17 protein-coding genes and 1 pseudogene are annotated in these 16269 nt (G+C 69.0%); 16 read left to right on the top strand and 2 right to left on the bottom strand.

Going from position 1 to position 16269, the window contains the following annotated elements; genetic code table 11:
* Window positions 1-599 precede the first annotated feature (599 nt).
* The 13 genes and pseudogenes from EF387_RS45155 to EF387_RS45100 all read left to right on the top strand — a co-directional run bounded on the left by EF387_RS45155 (window position 600) and on the right by EF387_RS45100 (window position 11956).
* Window positions 600-1361 carry a DeoR/GlpR family DNA-binding transcription regulator gene (locus EF387_RS45155; protein ID WP_128382387.1) on the top strand — a complete coding sequence of 254 codons (762 nt, stop codon included), beginning with the start codon at window positions 600-602 and terminating at the stop codon, window positions 1359-1361.
* 88 nt (window positions 1362-1449) lie between these two features.
* On the top strand, window positions 1450-2808 hold the full coding sequence (locus tag EF387_RS45150; protein ID WP_128382386.1) for an ABC transporter substrate-binding protein: 1359 nt from the start codon (window positions 1450-1452) through the stop codon (window positions 2806-2808).
* Window positions 2809-2887: 79 nt separating this feature from the next.
* A complete protein-coding gene (locus EF387_RS45145) occupies window positions 2888-3853 on the top strand; it encodes a carbohydrate ABC transporter permease (protein ID WP_128382385.1) in 966 nt (321 codons plus the stop codon).
* Window positions 3850-4734, top strand: coding sequence for a carbohydrate ABC transporter permease (locus EF387_RS45140; protein ID WP_128382384.1), 885 nt, complete (start codon window positions 3850-3852; stop codon window positions 4732-4734). Before EF387_RS45145 ends, EF387_RS45140 begins: the two co-directional genes overlap by 4 nt.
* Window positions 4731-5720 (top strand): zinc-dependent alcohol dehydrogenase family protein, encoded by a 990-nt coding sequence (locus tag EF387_RS45135; protein ID WP_128382383.1) that lies wholly within the window; start codon window positions 4731-4733, stop codon window positions 5718-5720. Before EF387_RS45140 ends, EF387_RS45135 begins: the two co-directional genes overlap by 4 nt.
* 319 nt (window positions 5721-6039) lie before the next feature.
* Complete coding sequence (locus tag EF387_RS49845) at window positions 6040-6330, top strand: hypothetical protein (protein ID WP_155589844.1); 291 nt, start codon at window positions 6040-6042, stop codon at window positions 6328-6330.
* Window positions 6331-6366: 36 nt separating this feature from the next.
* Window positions 6367-6654 carry a sensor histidine kinase gene (locus EF387_RS45125; protein WP_420802710.1) on the top strand — a complete coding sequence of 96 codons (288 nt, stop codon included), beginning with the start codon at window positions 6367-6369 and terminating at the stop codon, window positions 6652-6654.
* A gap of 633 nt (window positions 6655-7287) precedes the next feature.
* A complete protein-coding gene (locus tag EF387_RS46975; RefSeq protein WP_155589843.1) occupies window positions 7288-7452 on the top strand; it encodes a hypothetical protein in 165 nt (54 codons plus the stop codon).
* A 125-nt stretch (window positions 7453-7577) separates the two neighbouring features.
* Window positions 7578-8780, top strand: a complete 1203-nt coding sequence (locus tag EF387_RS45120; RefSeq protein ID WP_162467354.1) for a CaiB/BaiF CoA transferase family protein — start codon at window positions 7578-7580, stop codon at window positions 8778-8780.
* Between the two features lie 75 nt (window positions 8781-8855).
* A complete protein-coding gene (locus tag EF387_RS45115) occupies window positions 8856-10031 on the top strand; it encodes an acyl-CoA dehydrogenase family protein (RefSeq protein WP_162467353.1) in 1176 nt (391 codons plus the stop codon).
* 70 nt (window positions 10032-10101) lie between these two features.
* Window positions 10102-10611, top strand: a pseudogene (locus tag EF387_RS50340) (electron transfer flavoprotein subunit beta/FixA family protein); the annotation flags it as partial.
* Between the two features lie 77 nt (window positions 10612-10688).
* The gene (locus EF387_RS49210; RefSeq protein WP_162467352.1) at window positions 10689-11348 is read left to right on the top strand and encodes a phage baseplate protein; all 660 of its coding nucleotides are present in this window, start codon (window positions 10689-10691) and stop codon (window positions 11346-11348) included.
* 155 nt (window positions 11349-11503) lie between these two features.
* On the top strand, window positions 11504-11956 hold the full coding sequence (locus tag EF387_RS45100) for an SRPBCC family protein (protein WP_128382380.1): 453 nt from the start codon (window positions 11504-11506) through the stop codon (window positions 11954-11956).
* A 98-nt stretch (window positions 11957-12054) separates the two neighbouring features.
* On the opposite strand, the gene EF387_RS45095 is transcribed toward EF387_RS45100, so the two are convergent.
* Window positions 12055-12513, bottom strand: coding sequence for an RrF2 family transcriptional regulator (locus tag EF387_RS45095; RefSeq protein ID WP_128382379.1), 459 nt, complete (start codon window positions 12511-12513; stop codon window positions 12055-12057).
* A gap of 143 nt (window positions 12514-12656) precedes the next feature.
* On the opposite strand from EF387_RS45095, the gene EF387_RS45090 reads away from it, so the two are divergent.
* Both EF387_RS45090 and EF387_RS45085 read left to right on the top strand, forming a co-directional pair.
* Window positions 12657-13049 carry an SgcJ/EcaC family oxidoreductase gene (locus tag EF387_RS45090; RefSeq protein ID WP_128382388.1) on the top strand — a complete coding sequence of 131 codons (393 nt, stop codon included), beginning with the start codon at window positions 12657-12659 and terminating at the stop codon, window positions 13047-13049.
* Window positions 13050-13247: 198 nt separating this feature from the next.
* On the top strand, window positions 13248-13847 hold the full coding sequence (locus tag EF387_RS45085; RefSeq protein ID WP_128382378.1) for a DUF998 domain-containing protein: 600 nt from the start codon (window positions 13248-13250) through the stop codon (window positions 13845-13847).
* Between the two features lie 34 nt (window positions 13848-13881).
* On the opposite strand, the gene EF387_RS45080 is transcribed toward EF387_RS45085, so the two are convergent.
* On the bottom strand, window positions 13882-15360 hold the full coding sequence (locus EF387_RS45080) for a glutamate-cysteine ligase family protein (RefSeq protein ID WP_128382377.1): 1479 nt from the start codon (window positions 15358-15360) through the stop codon (window positions 13882-13884).
* 150 nt (window positions 15361-15510) lie between these two features.
* Between EF387_RS45080 and EF387_RS49205 the strand changes: the two genes are divergently transcribed.
* Window positions 15511-16032, top strand: a complete 522-nt coding sequence (locus EF387_RS49205; protein WP_128382376.1) for a hypothetical protein — start codon at window positions 15511-15513, stop codon at window positions 16030-16032.
* Window positions 16033-16269 lie beyond the last annotated feature (237 nt).

The raw sequence follows: 16269 nt of genomic DNA, 5'->3' as shown, positions 1-16269 counted from the left end.
AGACCCCAAGCCGTTCACCTGGACCAAGTCCGCCGACGAGATCTTCGAACGCCTCGCCGGCTACCTGAACCGCCTACCCAACCCTAAACCCTAAATATGCAGCTTTTCTAAGACTCAGGACACTAGAGATTGTCGCTGCTTAGTTGTGGGTTGCTTGTTCGAGAGACTGGTGCTTGGCAGATTCCGCTTCCGTTCTGCCGGACAGGGCTGGTGCGATGGGTTCACGGAAGAAGAGGCCGGTGGTGCTGACCGCGGCTGATCGTGAAGCACTTGGGTCAGGACATGGCGGGAGTTCCGCCGCGCCGCGCAGTGTCGAGAGTTCGGAACACATCCGTAACGCCCCGCTTGTGAAACGGGCGGGAAACGGGCGTGCCCATCGGTGGAACGGGCAGCGGCCGGAGCCGTTTCAAGCGCTTTCTGTCGCCCTTCCAGGACCTACCGTCCACAGAAAACGGGCAGATCCGGTCATGAAGTATCTTGTTCCGCCCCTGGTCAGCGTGGCCGCGTACTTGTAGAAATTGCCTCGAAGCCCGAACGGGCAGGGCCTTTCGCCAGGGCAAAGTGCTCCTGAACGCGAGCCGTGAAGTGGAGGTGTCGCCGTGGACGCCGAAGAACGCAGACGCACGATCCTGGAGGCGGCACGCCGCAATGGGTCGGTGGACGTGGGAAAGCTGGCAGCCGACCTCGGAGTCTCCAAAGAGACCGTACGACGCGATCTGACCGTGCTGGAGGAGCACGGACTGGTACGGCGTACGCACGGCGGGGCCTCACCCGTGGAGAGCGCGGGGTTCGAGACCACGCTCGCCTTCCGCACCACCATGCACGTCCCCGAGAAGTCACGGATCGCGACAGCCGCGGCCGAACTGCTCGGCGACGCCGAGACCGTCTACATCGACGAGGGCTTCACGCCCCAGCTCATCGCGGCCGCACTGCCCCGCGACCGGCCGCTGACCGTCGTCACCTCGTCCCTGGCCACCGCGGGCACCCTCGCCGCCTCGGACAACATGACGGTGCTGCTGCTCGGCGGCCGGGTACGCGGCGGCACCCTCGCCACGGTCGACCACTGGGCCACCCGCATGCTGTCCGGCTTCGTCATCGACCTGGCGTACGTCGGCGCGAACGGCATCTCCCGCGAATACGGACTCACCACACCCGATCCTGCGGTCAGTGACGTCAAGGCCCAGGTCATCAGGAGCGCCAGGCGCCGGGTGTTCTCCGGCGTCCACACGAAATTCGGTGCCGTGAGCTTCTGCCGCTTCGCGGAGGTCACCGAGTTCGAAACGATCGTCACCGACACCGGGCTGCCCAATTCCGAGGCATACCGCTACGCACAGTTGGGCCCCGAGGTCATCCGGGCCTGAGCCGCACCTCCATCCGCGTGTCCCACCCACCCTCGCAAGGCCGAGGGCCTGGTTCCCCACGCCCTCGAAACGTCCCCTGGAGTCAGTCATGCGCGCACCAAGAATGACCCACGTCCTCATCACGGCCACGGCCGCAGGCTCGCTGCTGGTCGCATGCAGCGGGGCGGGCGGCTCCACGAGCTCCGGCGGAGGCGACGGGAAGAGCATCAACGTGCTGATGGTCGGCAACCCGCAGATGGAGGACATCGCGAAGCTGACGAAGAGCACGTTCACCAAGGACACCGGTATCAAGGTGAACTTCACGATCCTTCCCGAGAACGAGCTGCGCGACAAAGTCACCCAGGACATCGCCACCCAGGCCGGCCAGTACGACGTCGCCACCGTCGGCGCGTACGAGGTCCCCGTCTGGCACGGGAACGGCTGGCTGCACGAGCTGGGCTCCTACGCGGACAAGGACTCCTCCTTCGACAAGGACGACCTGCTGAAGCCGATGGTGCAGTCGCTGTCGGGGGCGGACGGCAAGCTGTACGCACTGCCCTTCTACGGGGAGTCCTCCTTCCTCATGTACAACAAGGAGGTCATGGCGGAGAAGGGCATCACCGTGCCCGAGCGGCCGACCTGGCAGCAGGTCGCCGACATCGCCGCCAAGGTCGACGGCGCCCGTCCCGGGATGAAGGGGATCTGCCTGCGCGGCCTGCCCGGCTGGGGCGAGCTCGGCGCACCACTGACGACCGTGGTCAACACGTTCGGCGGCACCTGGTTCACCAAGGACTGGAAGGCCGAGGTCAACGGCGACAAGTTCAAGGAGGCGACGAACTTCTACGTCGACCTGGTCAGGAAGCACGGTGAGGCGGGTGCCCCGCAGGCCGGGTTCACCGAGTGCCTCAACGCCATGAGCCAGGGCAAGGTCGCGATGTGGTACGACGCGACCAGCGCGGCCGGGTCGCTGGAGGACTCGAAGGTCAGCAAGGTCGCCGGCAAGGTCGGCTACGTCTACGCGCCGGTGGTGGAGACCAAGAGCAGCGGCTGGCTGTGGACATGGGCGTGGGCCATGCCCAAGACCACGAAGAAGGCCGACGCCGCCTCGAAGTTCATGCTGTGGGCCTCCAGCAAGGAGTACGAGAAGCTGGTCGGCGAGAAGCTCGGCTGGGCGCGGGTGCCCTCCGGCAAGCGGGCCAGCACCTACGAGGTCCCCGAGTACAAGCAGGCCGCCGCGGCCTTCGGTGACATCACCCTGAACTCCATCCAGGAGGCCGACCCGACCAACCCTGGTGTGCAGCCCAGGCCCACGGTCGGCGTCCAGTTCGTGGCCATCCCCGAGTTCCAGGACCTCGGGACCAAGGTGACCCAGGAGATCTCCGCGGCCATCGCGGGCCAGACCAGCGTGGACAAGGCACTGAACGACGGCCAGAAGCTCGCCGAGGAAGTCGCCAAGAAGCACCAGTGACCCGGAAGTGCCCGGCCGGCCCCACCCGCCGGCCGGGCACCCGACCTCGACCCGGCCGTCACCGGCCTAGGAAAACCTCATGACCACGCTCACCGAAACACCCAGGAAGAAGAAGGGGCCACCCCTTGTGCGCCCGCAACCGTCCACCGGTGTCAGCAAGTGGCGGCGGCGCGGTCCGCTGTTGCCGGCGCTGGTCTTCACCATCGTCGTCACACAGTTGCCGTTCGTGGCCACCGTCGTCATCTCCACCCTCCAGTGGAACATCCTGCAACCGGGCGACAGACACTTCACCGGACTGTCCAACTACGGTGTCGTCTTCACCGACGGGCGACTGCGCGCGGCGGTGCTCAACACCATCGTGCTGACCGCTTCCGTGGTCGTCATCAGCGTGCTCATCGGTCTGGCGCTGGCGCTCCTGCTCGACCGCAGGTTCCGCGGCCGGGGCCTGGCCCGCACGCTCCTCATCGCGCCGTTCCTCGTGATGCCGGTCGCCGCCGCACTGCTGTGGAAGCACGCCATCTACAACCCCGACTACGGCCTGCTGAACGGCACCCTCAACACCGTCTACCAGCTCTTCGGCGCCGACCACGGCCCCACCGTCGACTGGGTGTCCAACTTCCCCATGCCGGCCGTCGTGCTGTCACTGGTGTGGCAGTGGACGCCGTTCATGATGCTGATCCTGCTGGCGGGCCTGCAGGCGCAGCCCGGCGACGTGCTGGAGGCCGCCAGGGTCGACGGCGCCTCGGCGGTGCAGACCTTCCGCCACATCACGCTGCCCCACCTGCGGCAGTACATCGAACTGGGCATCCTGCTCGGCACCATCTACGTCGTGCAGACCTTCGACGCGGTCTTCACCATCACCCAGGGCGGCCCCGGCTCCCGGACGACCAACCTGCCCTACGAGATCTACCTGACCATGTTCCGCAAGTACGAGTACGGCGAAGCCGCCGCCGCCGGAGTCGTCGTGGTGATCGGCTCCATCGTCATCGCCACCTTCGCCCTGCGCACCATCGCATCGCTGTTCCGCGAGGAGGCGTCCCGATGAGCACACAGGCAGCGACCGGCACGCTCGTACGACGACTCACGTCCCGCCGAGGCGGCGACAGCCATGCGCAGGAGCCGCGGCTCTCACCGCTGTGGACCTTCGTCGCCTGGATCGCCACCCTGGCCTTCTTCGCCCCGGTGGCGTGGATGGTGCTCACCTCCTTCCACCAGGAGGCCGACGCGGCGACCAACCCGCCCAGCCTGCTGGCCCCCCTCAGCCTGGACCAGTACTCCCTGCTGCTGGGCCGTGACATCACTCCCTTCCTGCTCAACTCGGCCATGGCCAGCGTCATTTCGACCCTCCTGGTGCTCGCCTTCGCGGTGCCCGCGGCCTACGCGCTGTCCATCAAGCCGGTCGAGAAGTGGACCGACGTGATGTTCTTCTTCCTGTCCACCAAGTTCCTCCCGGCCATCGCGGCCCTGCTGCCGGTGTACCTGATCGTCAAGGACATCGGGATGCTGGACAACGTATGGACCCTGGTCGTCCTCTACACCGCCATGAACCTCCCGATCGCGGTGTGGATGATGCGCTCCTTCCTCGCCGAGGTGCCCAAGGAGATCCTGGAGGCGGCCGAGGTCGACGGCGCCGGCCTGCCCACCGTGCTGCTGCGGATCGTCGCCCCGGTCACCATGCCCGGACTCGCCGCCACCGCCCTCATCTGCTTCATCTTCAGCTGGAACGAGTTCATGTTCGCCGTGAACCTCACCGCCACGCGCGCGTCCACCGCGCCCGTGTTCCTGGTCGGCTTCATCACCAACGAGGGCCTGTTCCTCGCCCGGCTGTGCGCCGCCGCGACGCTGGTCTCCCTCCCCGTACTGATCGCCGGTTTCGCCGCCCAGGACAAACTGGTCCGCGGCCTGTCCCTAGGAGCAGTCAAGTGAAAGCCGCCGTCATCGAAGCCCCCGGCAAGGTCACCGTCACCACGGTGCCCGACCCCACACCCGGGCCGCGCGAAGTCGTGGTCGATGTGGCGGCCTGCGGACTGTGCGGGACCGATCTGCACATCCTCCAGGGCGAGTTCGCACCGACCCTGCCGGTCGTGCCGGGCCACGAGTTCGCCGGGGAGGTGGTCGGCGTCGGCAGCGAGGTCAACGAACTGAAGATCGGCGACCGGGTCGCCGTGGACCCCTCGCTGTACTGCCACGAGTGCCGCTACTGCCGTCAGGGCCACAACAACCTCTGCGACCGCTGGGCGGCGATCGGGGTGACGGTCGCGGGCGGCGCCGCCGAGTACGCGGTGGCGCCGGTTGCGAACTGCGTACGGCTCCCGGACCACGTGGACGTGCAGGACGCGGCGCTGATCGAGCCGCTGTCCTGCGCGGTACGCGGATACGACGTGCTGGGCAGCAGGCTGGGCGCCCATGTGCTGATCTACGGCACCGGCACGATGGGGCTGATGATGCTGGAACTGGCGAAGCGCACCGGCGCCGCCTCGGTGGATGTCGTCGACGTCAATCCGGAGCGGCTGGCGACCGCTCAGAAGCTCGGCTGCTCCCGCTCCGCGCTCTCCCCGGAGGAGTTCGGGCAGCCCGGCGGCTGGGACGTCGTCGTCGACGCCACCGGCAACGCGGCGGCGATCCAGGACGGCCTGGACCGGGTCGCCAAGGCCGGCACGTTCCTGCAGTTCGGGGTCTCGGACTACGCGACGACCGCCACCATCTCGCCGTACCGCATCTACAACCAGGAGATCACCATCACCGGTTCGATGGCGGTGCTGCACAGCTATGAGCGCGCGGCGGAACTGTTCGCGGGCGGGGTGCTGGATCCGCAGGTGTTCATCAGCCACCGGCTGCCGCTGACGGAGTACCCGCAGGCGCTGGCGCAGTTCGCCGCCGGTCAGGGGCGGAAGATCGTCGTCGTCCCCTGAGTACCGCCCCGTCTCAGCGCCGGGTGGGCGGCGCAGGGCGTCTGCCGTGGCCGACGCCGATGCCGATGCTGGCAGGCCCAGGATCTGCCGGGGAGTCGCGCCGGCCAGCCGCAGTGCGGCCAGTTGCTGCTCGCGCCGGGTGGCGCCGAGCCGCCCCGCGGCCGAAGCGAGCACGATCACCGGTACCACGAGCAACGCTCCACCCAGGATCGCCGTCGGCCGGTCGTACGTGGTGAACGGGCTCTGCCGGGCACCGGTGAATCCGGAGACGGAGGCACGCGCGGCGAGCGGGTCGAATGCCCCTCCGTCCGTGGCCCGCATGACGGCGGGGTCCGTCGCCGTCCTGCCGACCACGGCGACCAGTTCCTCGGGCGCCGCGAGTCCGGCCTCGCCGATGGTCCGGTATCCGGTCTTCGTGGGGAAGCGGTCGGCCAACTGGTCGGAGGGCAGCGCGCGGACCAACTCCCTGAGCGCGGGGGAGAGATGGACCTGCCCGGAGGGGAAGCGCGCCGGCCCGGGCGGTGCCGGTGTGCCGGCGCGGCCCGGCAGCTGTGCCAACGTGACGACGGTGACGGGTCGGTGCCGCACGAAGGTGGTGGACAGCGTCTGAACCGCGGTGGCTTGTTTGCCGGGTACCGCGTCGGGGGTGCGCCACGCGGTGCGGTCGGCGCGGGTCACCGTCGGCCTGCGCCGCTCCGGCGAACACCTGGAGGTCTCCGTACGCGACGACGGACGCGGTGGCGCCCGCCTCCCGGAGGAGGCCCGGGGCGGCGGGTTCGGGCTGGTCGGCCTCACCGAACGCGTCACCGCGCTCGGCGGCCATGTCGAGGCGCGGCCCCGTAGGGAGGTTCCGGGCTGGGAGGTTCTGGCCCTGCTGCCGATCGAGGGCGGCAGCGCGGCGCCGCGGTCCGCCGCTCGGCCCATCCGCACCTGAGTCGACCGCAGCACGCAACCTAGGCGACCGCCGCACGTACCTGAGTCGCCCGCCGCACGCAAGTGAGGCCACCGCGGCTGCATCATGCCGGCCCACCGTGTCCCCGCTCGCCGTGGGTTACGGCCCATGGCGCGAGGCCGTCCCCTGGGATGCCACCGAACGGCTCACCGCACACCAGCGCCGTCCACCTGAGAGTAGCGCCGGGAAACCAGCTCTGACCTCAGCGTATGGAACGCTTTCCGCGCACAAAGATGCGTCAACTCGTGGTTGACGGGTGATTCGGGGGAAGGCCAGGGTGGTGGAGCCATATCGGATTCCGACCACCCCGATAACGGTCACCGAACTGCGTACAGGAGGCCGTGATGCCGCAGACAGACATCTGTGAACCCACCGAGTCGCTGGAAGACCACGAGGCGGCCACCGCCGCCACGACCCCGCCCGCCCCGCCGACCGCGCAGGCGGTCTCCGGTGAACTGTTCTTGCAGTGCTGCCTCTGGTGCGGCACAGCGGCCTACCGTCGCTCGTTCTGCCGCGCCTGCGGATGCGTGGCCTTGAAAGCGGAACGCAGCGCAGGCGCCGGGGTCGTCGTCCGCCGCAACGGACACTGCCCAGCACAACACGTGGTTCGTCGCGATGGACGAGGGCTTCACCCTGGTCTGCCAGGTCACCGGGACGGAGCCGGCAGCGGTCGCGGTCGGGGCGAGGGTGAGCGTCGTACGGGCCGTCGACCCCCACGGTCAGGGCCTTCCCGTCGTCCAACTCACCCGCCCGGCGCCGCCCTCGGAGCACCGGTGGTGACGGGAAACGGCTGAGCCGCAGCCACGTTCGCGTGGGCGGAAGATCAGAGAGGAGGGTGCGTGGGCACCCAGCACAACGCGCCGGACGAACGGAACGGCGCACTCGACGGACCGGGGCTCGGTGCAGTGGACGGAGCGGGGCTCGGCGCACTGGACGGTCTGCGCATCGCCGACTTCTCGCGGGTCCTCGCGGGGCCCTACGCCACGATGCTTCTCGCCGACCTGGGTGCGGAGGTGGTGAAGGTCGAACGGCCGGGCATCGGGGACGACACCCGGGCCTGGCACCCTCCCGCGGACCACGACGGCACGTCGACGTACTTCCTGAGCGTCAACCGGAACAAGAGGTCCGTCGTCCTCGACCTCACGACCGAGGCCGGCCTCGAACAGGCGCGTGCACTGATCGCCGACTCCGATGTGCTGGTGGAGAACTTCCGTCCCGGCACGATGGAACGGCTGGGCCTCGGCCATCGCGAACTCCGCGCGCGTCAGCCCGGGTTGATCTACTGCTCGATCAGCGGTTTCGGCAGCGGTGCGGGCGCGCACATCCCCGGATACGACCTGCTCGTGCAGGCCCTCGGCGGTCTGATGAGCGTCACCGGGAACGCGGACGGGGAGCCGGTGAAGGCGGGCGTGGCCCTGGTCGATGTGATCACCGGCCTGCACGCCGCGCTCGGCATCCTCGCCGCCCTCCGGCACCGGGACGCCACAGGGGAGGGCCAGCGGGTGGAGGTGAACCTGCTCGCCTCGCTGCTGTCGGCCATGGTCAACCAGGCGTCGGCGTTCGCCGTCGCCGGTGTGGTTCCGGGCCGCATGGGCAACGCGCACCCGAGCATCGCCCCGTACGAGACCTTCCCCACAGCGGATCGCCCGATCGCGATCGCGGTCGGCAACGACCGGCAGTTCGCGGCGCTCGCGGAGACCGTGGGCGATCGAGGTCTCGCTCTCGACGACCGCTTCCGCACCAATGCCGACCGCGTAGCCCACCGCGCCGCCCTCAGAGACGTCCTGACCGAACGACTGGGCGCAGCAGGCGCCGACCACTGGTCGGCCGTCCTGCTGACCGCGGGGGTGCCCGCCGGGCCCGTCAACACCCTCGACGAGGCATTCGCCTTCGCCCAGAAACTGGGCCTGCCCGGCATCGTCGACATCCCCGCCGCGCCCGCCGACGCACCGGAGGAAAGGCCCTCCCGCCAGGTGGCGAACCCGATTGGGCTGAGCGCGACACCGGCGCGGTACCGCCTGCCGCCGCCGCGTCTGGGCCGGCACACCGCGGAAATTCTGCGCCCCTTCCCCGATGATGCTCCGGATCGAGACGGAGCGATCACATGACCGTCGCGGGCCCCAAGTCCCGTGCGAGCACCACCGATTGACCGAACCGACCACCGCTACCACCAGGAGCCCACGATGAGCCGCAAGCCCATGAAGGACCCGCTCGACCTGCTCGACCTCGCCTCCACCCTCTCCGAGGAGGAACGCGAGATTCAGGCCACCGTCGCCAAGTTCCTCGCCGGCCGGGTACGCCCGCACATCGGCGAGTGGTTCGAGAACGCCCACTTCGCCCGCGAACTCGCCCCGGAACTCGGCAAGCTGGGCGTGCTCGGCATGCACCTCGAAGGATACGGCTGCGCCGGCACCAACGCCGTCAGCTATGGCCTGGCCTGTCTGGAGCTGGAGGCGGCGGACTCCGGCTTCCGCAGCTTCGTCTCCGTGCAGGGCTCGCTGTCGATGTTCTCCATCTGGAAGTGGGGGTCGGAGGAGCAGAAGCAGGAGTGGTTGCCCCGGCTCGCCGCCGGAGAGGCGATCGGCTGCTTCGGCCTGACCGAGCCCGACTTCGGCAGCAACCCCTCCGGAATGCGCACCAGGGCCGTGCGCGACGGCGACGACTGGATCCTGAACGGCTCCAAGATGTGGATCACCAACGGTGGCATCGCCGACGTGGCCACCGTCTGGGCGCAGACCGAGGACGGAGTCCGAGGCTTCCTCGTGCCCCGTGGGACGCCCGGCTTCACCACGCAGGACATCAAGCAGAAGATGTCGCTGCGCGCGTCCATCACCTCGGAGCTGTACTTCGACAACGTACGGCTGCCCGACTCGGCGCGGCTGCCGCTCGCCGAGGGCCTGCGCGGGCCGCTGTCCTGTCTCAACGAGGCCCGCTTCGGCATTCTGTTCGGCGCGGTCGGCGCCGCCCGCGACTCGCTCCAGGCGGCCATCGAGTACGCCGACTCCCGAGTGCAGTTCGACAAGCCGATCAGCGCCTTCCAGCTCACCCAGAAGAAGCTCGCCGACATGACTGTGTCCCTGGGCAGCGCCGCCCTGCTCGCCGTTCACCTGGGCCGGCTCAAGGACCAGCACCGCATCAAGCCCGAGCAGATCAGCGTCGGCAAGCTCAACAACGTGCGTGAAGCGATCGCCATCGCGCGCGAGTGCCGCACGATCCTCGGGGCCAACGGCATCTCCCTGGAGTACTCGCCGCTGCGCCACGCCAACAACCTGGAGTCCGTCCTGACCTACGAAGGCACCAGTGAGATGCACACCCTGGTCGTCGGGCAGGCGATCACCGGCCAGGCGGCGTTCCGCTGACCACCGAAGGCCGGACCACTGATGGCCGGACCATCGAAGGCCGGACCTCAGAAGACCGAAAGCAGACGCTGTGAACATCGTCGTACTCGTCAAGCAGGTCCCGGACAGCGGCGCCGAGCGCACCCTGTCCGAGACCGACCACACCCTCGACCGCGACCACACCCTCGACCGCGAGGACGCCGAACTCGTCCTGGACGAAATCAACGAGCGCGCCGCCGAAGAGGCCCTGCAGTTGAAGGAGACCGTTGACGCTCAGGTCACCGTCGTCTCCATGGGACCCGACTCCACCCTCGACGCCATCCGCAAGGTCCTGGCCATGGGCGCCGACCGGGGGATCCACATCTGCGACGACCGACCGCGCGGCGCGGACGTGCTGACCACCGCGAAGGTCCTGGCAGCCGCGGTGCGGACCGTGGCGGACGTCGATCTGGTGCTCGCCGGTGACGCGACCACCGACGGTCGGGCGAGCGCGCTCCCCGCCGTCGTCGCGGACCTGCTCGCCCTGCCGCAGGTGACCCATGTGCGCAAGCTGGACGTCCGAGCGGGACGGGTGAGCGCGGAACGCGAGACCGACAACGGTGGGGCGACGCTGGACGCACCGCTGCCCGCGCTCGTCAGCGTCAACGAGAACGTTCACCCCGGTCTCACGGCAACTACGTGTCGTACATGCACCTCAACGGCTTCGGTCATGGCGTCGCCTTCGGTATTCGCCCCGTCGGGGGTCACAGCTACCTGTGGATCGAGTCCGAGGCCAACTCGAACGGGTACGGCACCAAGCTGTCCTTCATCAAGTACAGCGCCGGCACCACCCTCGACAGTTCCTCCACCGGCTTCGGCAAGTTCGCGCCGGTCTCCGGCGCCACCGAGTACACCTGCTCCATCGACCCCGTCCACAACCGCATGATCGTCCGCTACCACAAGGACGGCGCCAAGCACATCGCCGTCTACGACGTCTCCGACACCGACAACGGCGACTTCAGCAAGCCGCTCGTCACGTTCACCCCGCCGTCGATCTCCGGCACACCGCAGGGCTACACCCTCTACGGCTCCTACATGTACTTCCTCACGGGCAATGCCTATTCGGACACCAACCCGGAGCCGGGAAACAGCTACCTCACCAGCATCAACGTCAACACAGGCGCCATCGCGCAGGGCCCGACCCTCACCAAGGCGGGGTCCACCCTGACCTACCGGGAGCCCGAGGGGCTCGCCGTCTACCGCACCGACGCGGGCCAGTCACGCCTCTTCCTGGGCTTCGCCACCGGCGAGGAGGGCGACCGGCGGTCCAGCATCTTCTACAAGAACGCGCTGGTCTGACCCGGCGATCGCCGGTGCTGGTCCCGGCAGTGCGCGTCGCCTGTGCGCTCGGACCCGCGTACAAGGCCACCCACCGGGTTTGACGCGGTCCCGGGTCCGGAATGTACCGGGCACGGGACCGACCGCCCGGCGGCCCCGACCGTTGGGAGGCTCTGATGGGGATCGCCGCGTTGCCGTACGTCGATGAGCACGCGACGGTCATCGCGGCGGGGGCCGACGATGTCTGGCGCGCTCTGGGCGAAACGCTGGACCGGTCCTTCTCGCGTCCTGGTGCGGCCCGCTACGCGAGGCTGGTCGGAGCCCCGGACCGCACTGCCTCCGGGCCGCGGCCCCTTGCCGAAGGCTCGACGTTGCCCGGTTTCCGGGTGGTCACCGCGGTCCCGGGGCGTGAGCTGGTCCTCGAGGGGAGCCACCGTTTCTCGTGTTACGCCCTGATCTTCCGCCTCGAACAGGCAGGTCCGGGCCGTTCACGACTGCGTGCGGAAACCCGAGCAGCCTTCCCCGGTCTGACCGGCGGCCTCTACCGCCGGCTCGTCATCGGAACGGGCGGGCACATGAGGGGCATGCGGCGCCTCCTGGCGACGATCCGCCGCCGTTCCGAGCAGTAGTCCGGGACGGGGCGAGGGTGTTCACATGACGACCAGGTCAGCTCGTGTTGTGAGACCGAGGGGATCAAGGAGATCACGGGGGCGGCCGCCCGGGTGTGTCAGGGGTTGGCCCAGGCGCCGGGGGCGTCAGTCAGCGCGGAGACATCCTCCGGTAGTTGGGCCGACGCGACATCGGCGAGCGACACGCCGTCGAGGATCTCGCGCACGTTGGACCGCAGGGCGATCCACAGGGGGAGCAGCGCCTCCGCGGGGCCGGTGTAGGACAGGTCCGGGGGGCGGACCCCGCGCACTGAGACGAGTGGTCCGTCCACGATGCGGATGACGTCGGCGATGCTGATGGAGTCGGCGGGCTTGGCCAGCCGGTAGCCGCCGTTGCCGCCGCGCTGGCTGAGGACGAGGCCGCCCCGGCGCATGTCGTTCAGGATGCCTTCGAGGAATTTGTGCGGGATGTCCTGGGCGGCGGCTATGGCCTCGGCCTTCAGTGGCTCGTCGTCCCGTGACGCGGCAAGTTGCAGCGCGGCACGTACCGCGTAGTCCGCCCTGGCTGAGATCCGCATGCGTGCATTATCCCGTACGGCCTCGACCCATGTCCGCCCGTGGTGGCGGTGCGGGAAGCAATGGCGGCGAATCAGGACTGTTTTCCGCCGTTTCGGCTGCGGATCTTGACCTCAAGGTCACTTGAGGTATCAGAGTGATCAACATGAACACCGAAACCGCAGACATCAAAGCGATCGAAGAGGTCGTCGCCGCCGTCGAGCGCGCCCAGCGCGCCAAGGACGTGGACGGTTTCCTGGCGCTGTTCCATCCCGATGCCCTCTGGACGACCGCCCACGGCAAGGTCCTCATCGGCTTCGACGCGATCGCCGAGTTCACCCGCAAGGTGCTGCCCGCCGCGAGCTGGGACGGTGAGGTCACCTACGAGGCGGTGCACACGCAGTTCCTGCGGCCCGACGTGGCTGCCGTCAAGGTCCGCCAGGTCTATCACTCGGCAGAGGGCGATACGGAAGGTGCCCCGCTCTATGTCATGACCAAGCAGGATGACGGGAGATGGCTGCTGCACGCCTGCCAGAACACCGAAGTGCGGGTCGATTAGGTTCACGACCTTGCCCGCCGGCGGTCGGGTGTAGTCGGCGGGCCGGTGCCGGCCGGACACGGCCCGGCCGCCGAGGCGGAGAACATCGACGCAGCGCACCGCACACCGTTCACCAGAGCGCCCTTGAGCAGGCCCGCTACGCGGTGCCGTCAGCGTGTGCGCCCAGGAGCGAAGGTTGGGGTGTTTTACGGTGATCTGATGCGACTTGTGCCTAGGTGGGCTCTGCTCTCGTCGGGCTGTGCGCCTGTCCTGCTGACCGCGGGCTGGACGATCGCGGGGGTGCTCGAGGGGCCCGCCTACGACCCCGCCACCAAGACGATCAGCGTTCTGGCGGCCGACGGTGCTTCGGGGTCGTGGGTGATGACCGCAGCGCTGATGGCCCTCGGTGTCTGTCATCTGCTCACCGCCTGGGGGCTGCGCGCGGCAGCGTTCGCCGGCCGCCTGGTGCTTGGGGCCGGGGGAGCGGCGGCTGTGGTGGTGGCACTGTTCCCGGCACCGAGCAGCGGGGGATCCCTGCGGCACGGCTCGGTCGTCACCGTCGGATTCACTCTCCTGGCGGTGTGGCCCCTCCTGGCCATCGATCGCGGCGGAGCGGCTCCGTGGGCGCTGCGGCCTGGGCCGTCCGCCATGGCGACGGCGGTGATGGGCGTCGGTGCGGCATGGTTCCTGATCGAACTGGAGGTTCAAGGGGCCGCCGGTGCCGCCGAACGCGTTGTGACGTCCGTCCAGTCCCTCTGGCCGTTCGTGGTCGTCGCCTCCTGCATCCGCCACCCCGATCCCGATGAACTCCCGACCTGATCCGTGCCGGCGGTCACCGCCGAGCGCGCCGCCGTCAGTCGACCGGCCATGTGTGGACCGGGGCGTTGAGATGCATGTAGTCGATGTACAGCTGCGTCGTCCGCCGCAGCGCCTCTTGGCGGCCGGAACGGGTGGATGTGGCGATGTGATGGAACATCTCCTTCTGCCAGACCGCCCCGTTGCGTCCGGTGACGCACCGCTGCTCGATGATGCCGAGCAGCGGCTCCCGCCAGGCGGCGTCCATGCCGGAGAGCTCCAGCCCCTGGTGCGCCAGCGGCAGCAGACGCCTCAGGACGAGTTCGGGCACCGGTACCTCGCCCATCCCGGGCCAGTACAACTGCGCCTCGATGCCGTGCCGCGCCGCGGTGTGCAGGTTCTCCTCGGCCGCCGGGAAGGACATCCGGGACCACACGGGTCGCTCCTCCTCCACCAGGGCGCGGGTGACGCCGTAGTAGAACGCGCCGTTGGCGAGGGTGTCGGCGACGGTCGGGCCGGCGGGCAGCACACGGTTCTCCACGCGCACATGCGGTTTGTCGTGGGCGACGGCGTAGACCGGGCGGTTCCAGCGGTAGATGGTGCCGTTGTGCAGGGTGAGCTCTCCCAGCTCGGGGATGTCGCCGTGGTCCAGTGTCTCCTTGGGATCCTGCTCGTCGCACAGGGGCAGCAGTGCCGGGAAATAGCGCAGGTTCTCCTCGAAGAGGTCGAAGACGCTGTTGATCCAACGCTCTCCGAACCACACCCGGGGCCGCACTCCCTGCACCTTGATCTCCTGCGGGCGAGTGTCCGTCGCCTGCTCGAAGAGCGGGATACGCGTTTCGTGCCACAGTTCCTTGCCGAACAGGAACGGCGCGTTGGCCGCCAGCGCGACCTGGACCCCGGCGATCGCCTGTGCCGCGTTCCAGTAGTCGGGAAACTCCTCCGGGGAGACCTGGAGATGGAACTGGGTGCTGGTGCATGCGGCTTCCGGAGTGATCGTGTCCGCGTAGGTCCGCAGCCGGTCCTCCCCGTCGACCTCGATCCGCAGGTCCTCGCCCCGCGCGGCGAAAACCTGGTCGTTGAGCAGCCGATAGCGCGGGTTCTCCGACAGCGTCGCCTCACCGATGTGCTCCTGCCGCAGCGTGGGCAGGATTCCGATCATGATCAGACGTGCGCCGACCGACCTGGCGCGTTGGTCGGCGTGGTTCAGCGCGGCGCGGATCTCGGACTCCCAGGCGTTGGGGCCGCCCTCCGTCAGCCGGCGGGGCGGAACGTTGATCTCGAGGTTGAACCGGCCCAGCTCGGTGGACCAGGCGGGGTCCGCGATCGCCTCGAGCACATCGCTGTTGCGCATCGTCGGCTCGGCCTCGTCGTCGACCAGGTTCAGTTCGATCTCCAGGCCGACCTGCGGCCGCTCGGACTCGAACCTGGACTCGCGCAGCATCTGTGCGAACGCTTCGAGGCAATCCTGCATCTTGATCCGGTACCGGCGGCGATCCTCGCGAGTGAAGACCAGCGCCGGGACGTCCCGTCCCATCGGCCCTCCCGGCTGCCCCTCCTCGGACACCTCTCCACTCCAGCGTCGCACCACCGGGCGGCCTTGACCAGGCGGGACGGAATGCCCTGAGGCCGGGGGACAGCAGGGAGTCACTTCGCCGAACGGTGTGCGGTCGCGTGTCGTCGAGCGGTGCGACCGGGCCGGGAGGGTGATCTCGGACGGGCGGGCCGGATCGCGGTGGACGTGAGCGCGGCGTCGTGCTTCCGGGGAGGAAGTCCTCGCGGAACAGGGCCAGTTCCTGAGCAGCCAACCGACCGGCGGCCGCTCGGCTGGGCCGCCGTCGCCGAACTGCCGGTCAGCGGCACACTGTCTGAGGCGACGCTGACACCGATCGGGCACACCTTCAGCCTGGTCGGCGACTCGGTGCGGGCCGCCCTCGACGCGGCGCTGCTGTCGCCGTCGGGACTCGCGGTCGGGGTGGACGGGGAGGGATCGGTCGTCGGGGTCGCGGACGCGTACGAACTGTCCGCCGCGGCAGCCGGCAACGCAGAAGCCTGCGACAAGGCGGCCGGCGACAAGACCGCTGGAGACGACGTGGCGGCGGGCAAGGTGACGGCAGGTGAGGTGACGGCAGGCGAGCCCGCCGGAGACACAGGCGGTGCGGCCGTGCACGAGGCAGGTGCCGGCAGCGCGGCTGGGGGCGAGCGATGAGCGATGGGGAGCCGCTGGTCCGCTGGGACTGGATCGGCGACCATCTCGGCGAGCTGGCCCATTACACCGGTGTTCACCTTCAACTCGGCCTGCTGCCCGTGCTGTTCGGGTGATCATCTCGGTGCCGCTGGGCATGCTCTGCCACCGCTGGAGATGGCTCTACCCGCCGACTCTGACCGTGGCCAACGTGCTGTACTCGATCCCGTCACTGGCCCTGTTCATGATCTTCGTGCGGTA

The organism is Streptomyces cavernae (assembly GCF_004023625.1).
GTDB classification, from domain to species: Bacteria; Actinomycetota; Actinomycetes; order Streptomycetales; family Streptomycetaceae; genus Streptomyces; species Streptomyces cavernae.
Note: the sequence above shows the minus strand (reverse complement) of the source record. Positions and strands in the feature narration are given on the sequence as shown.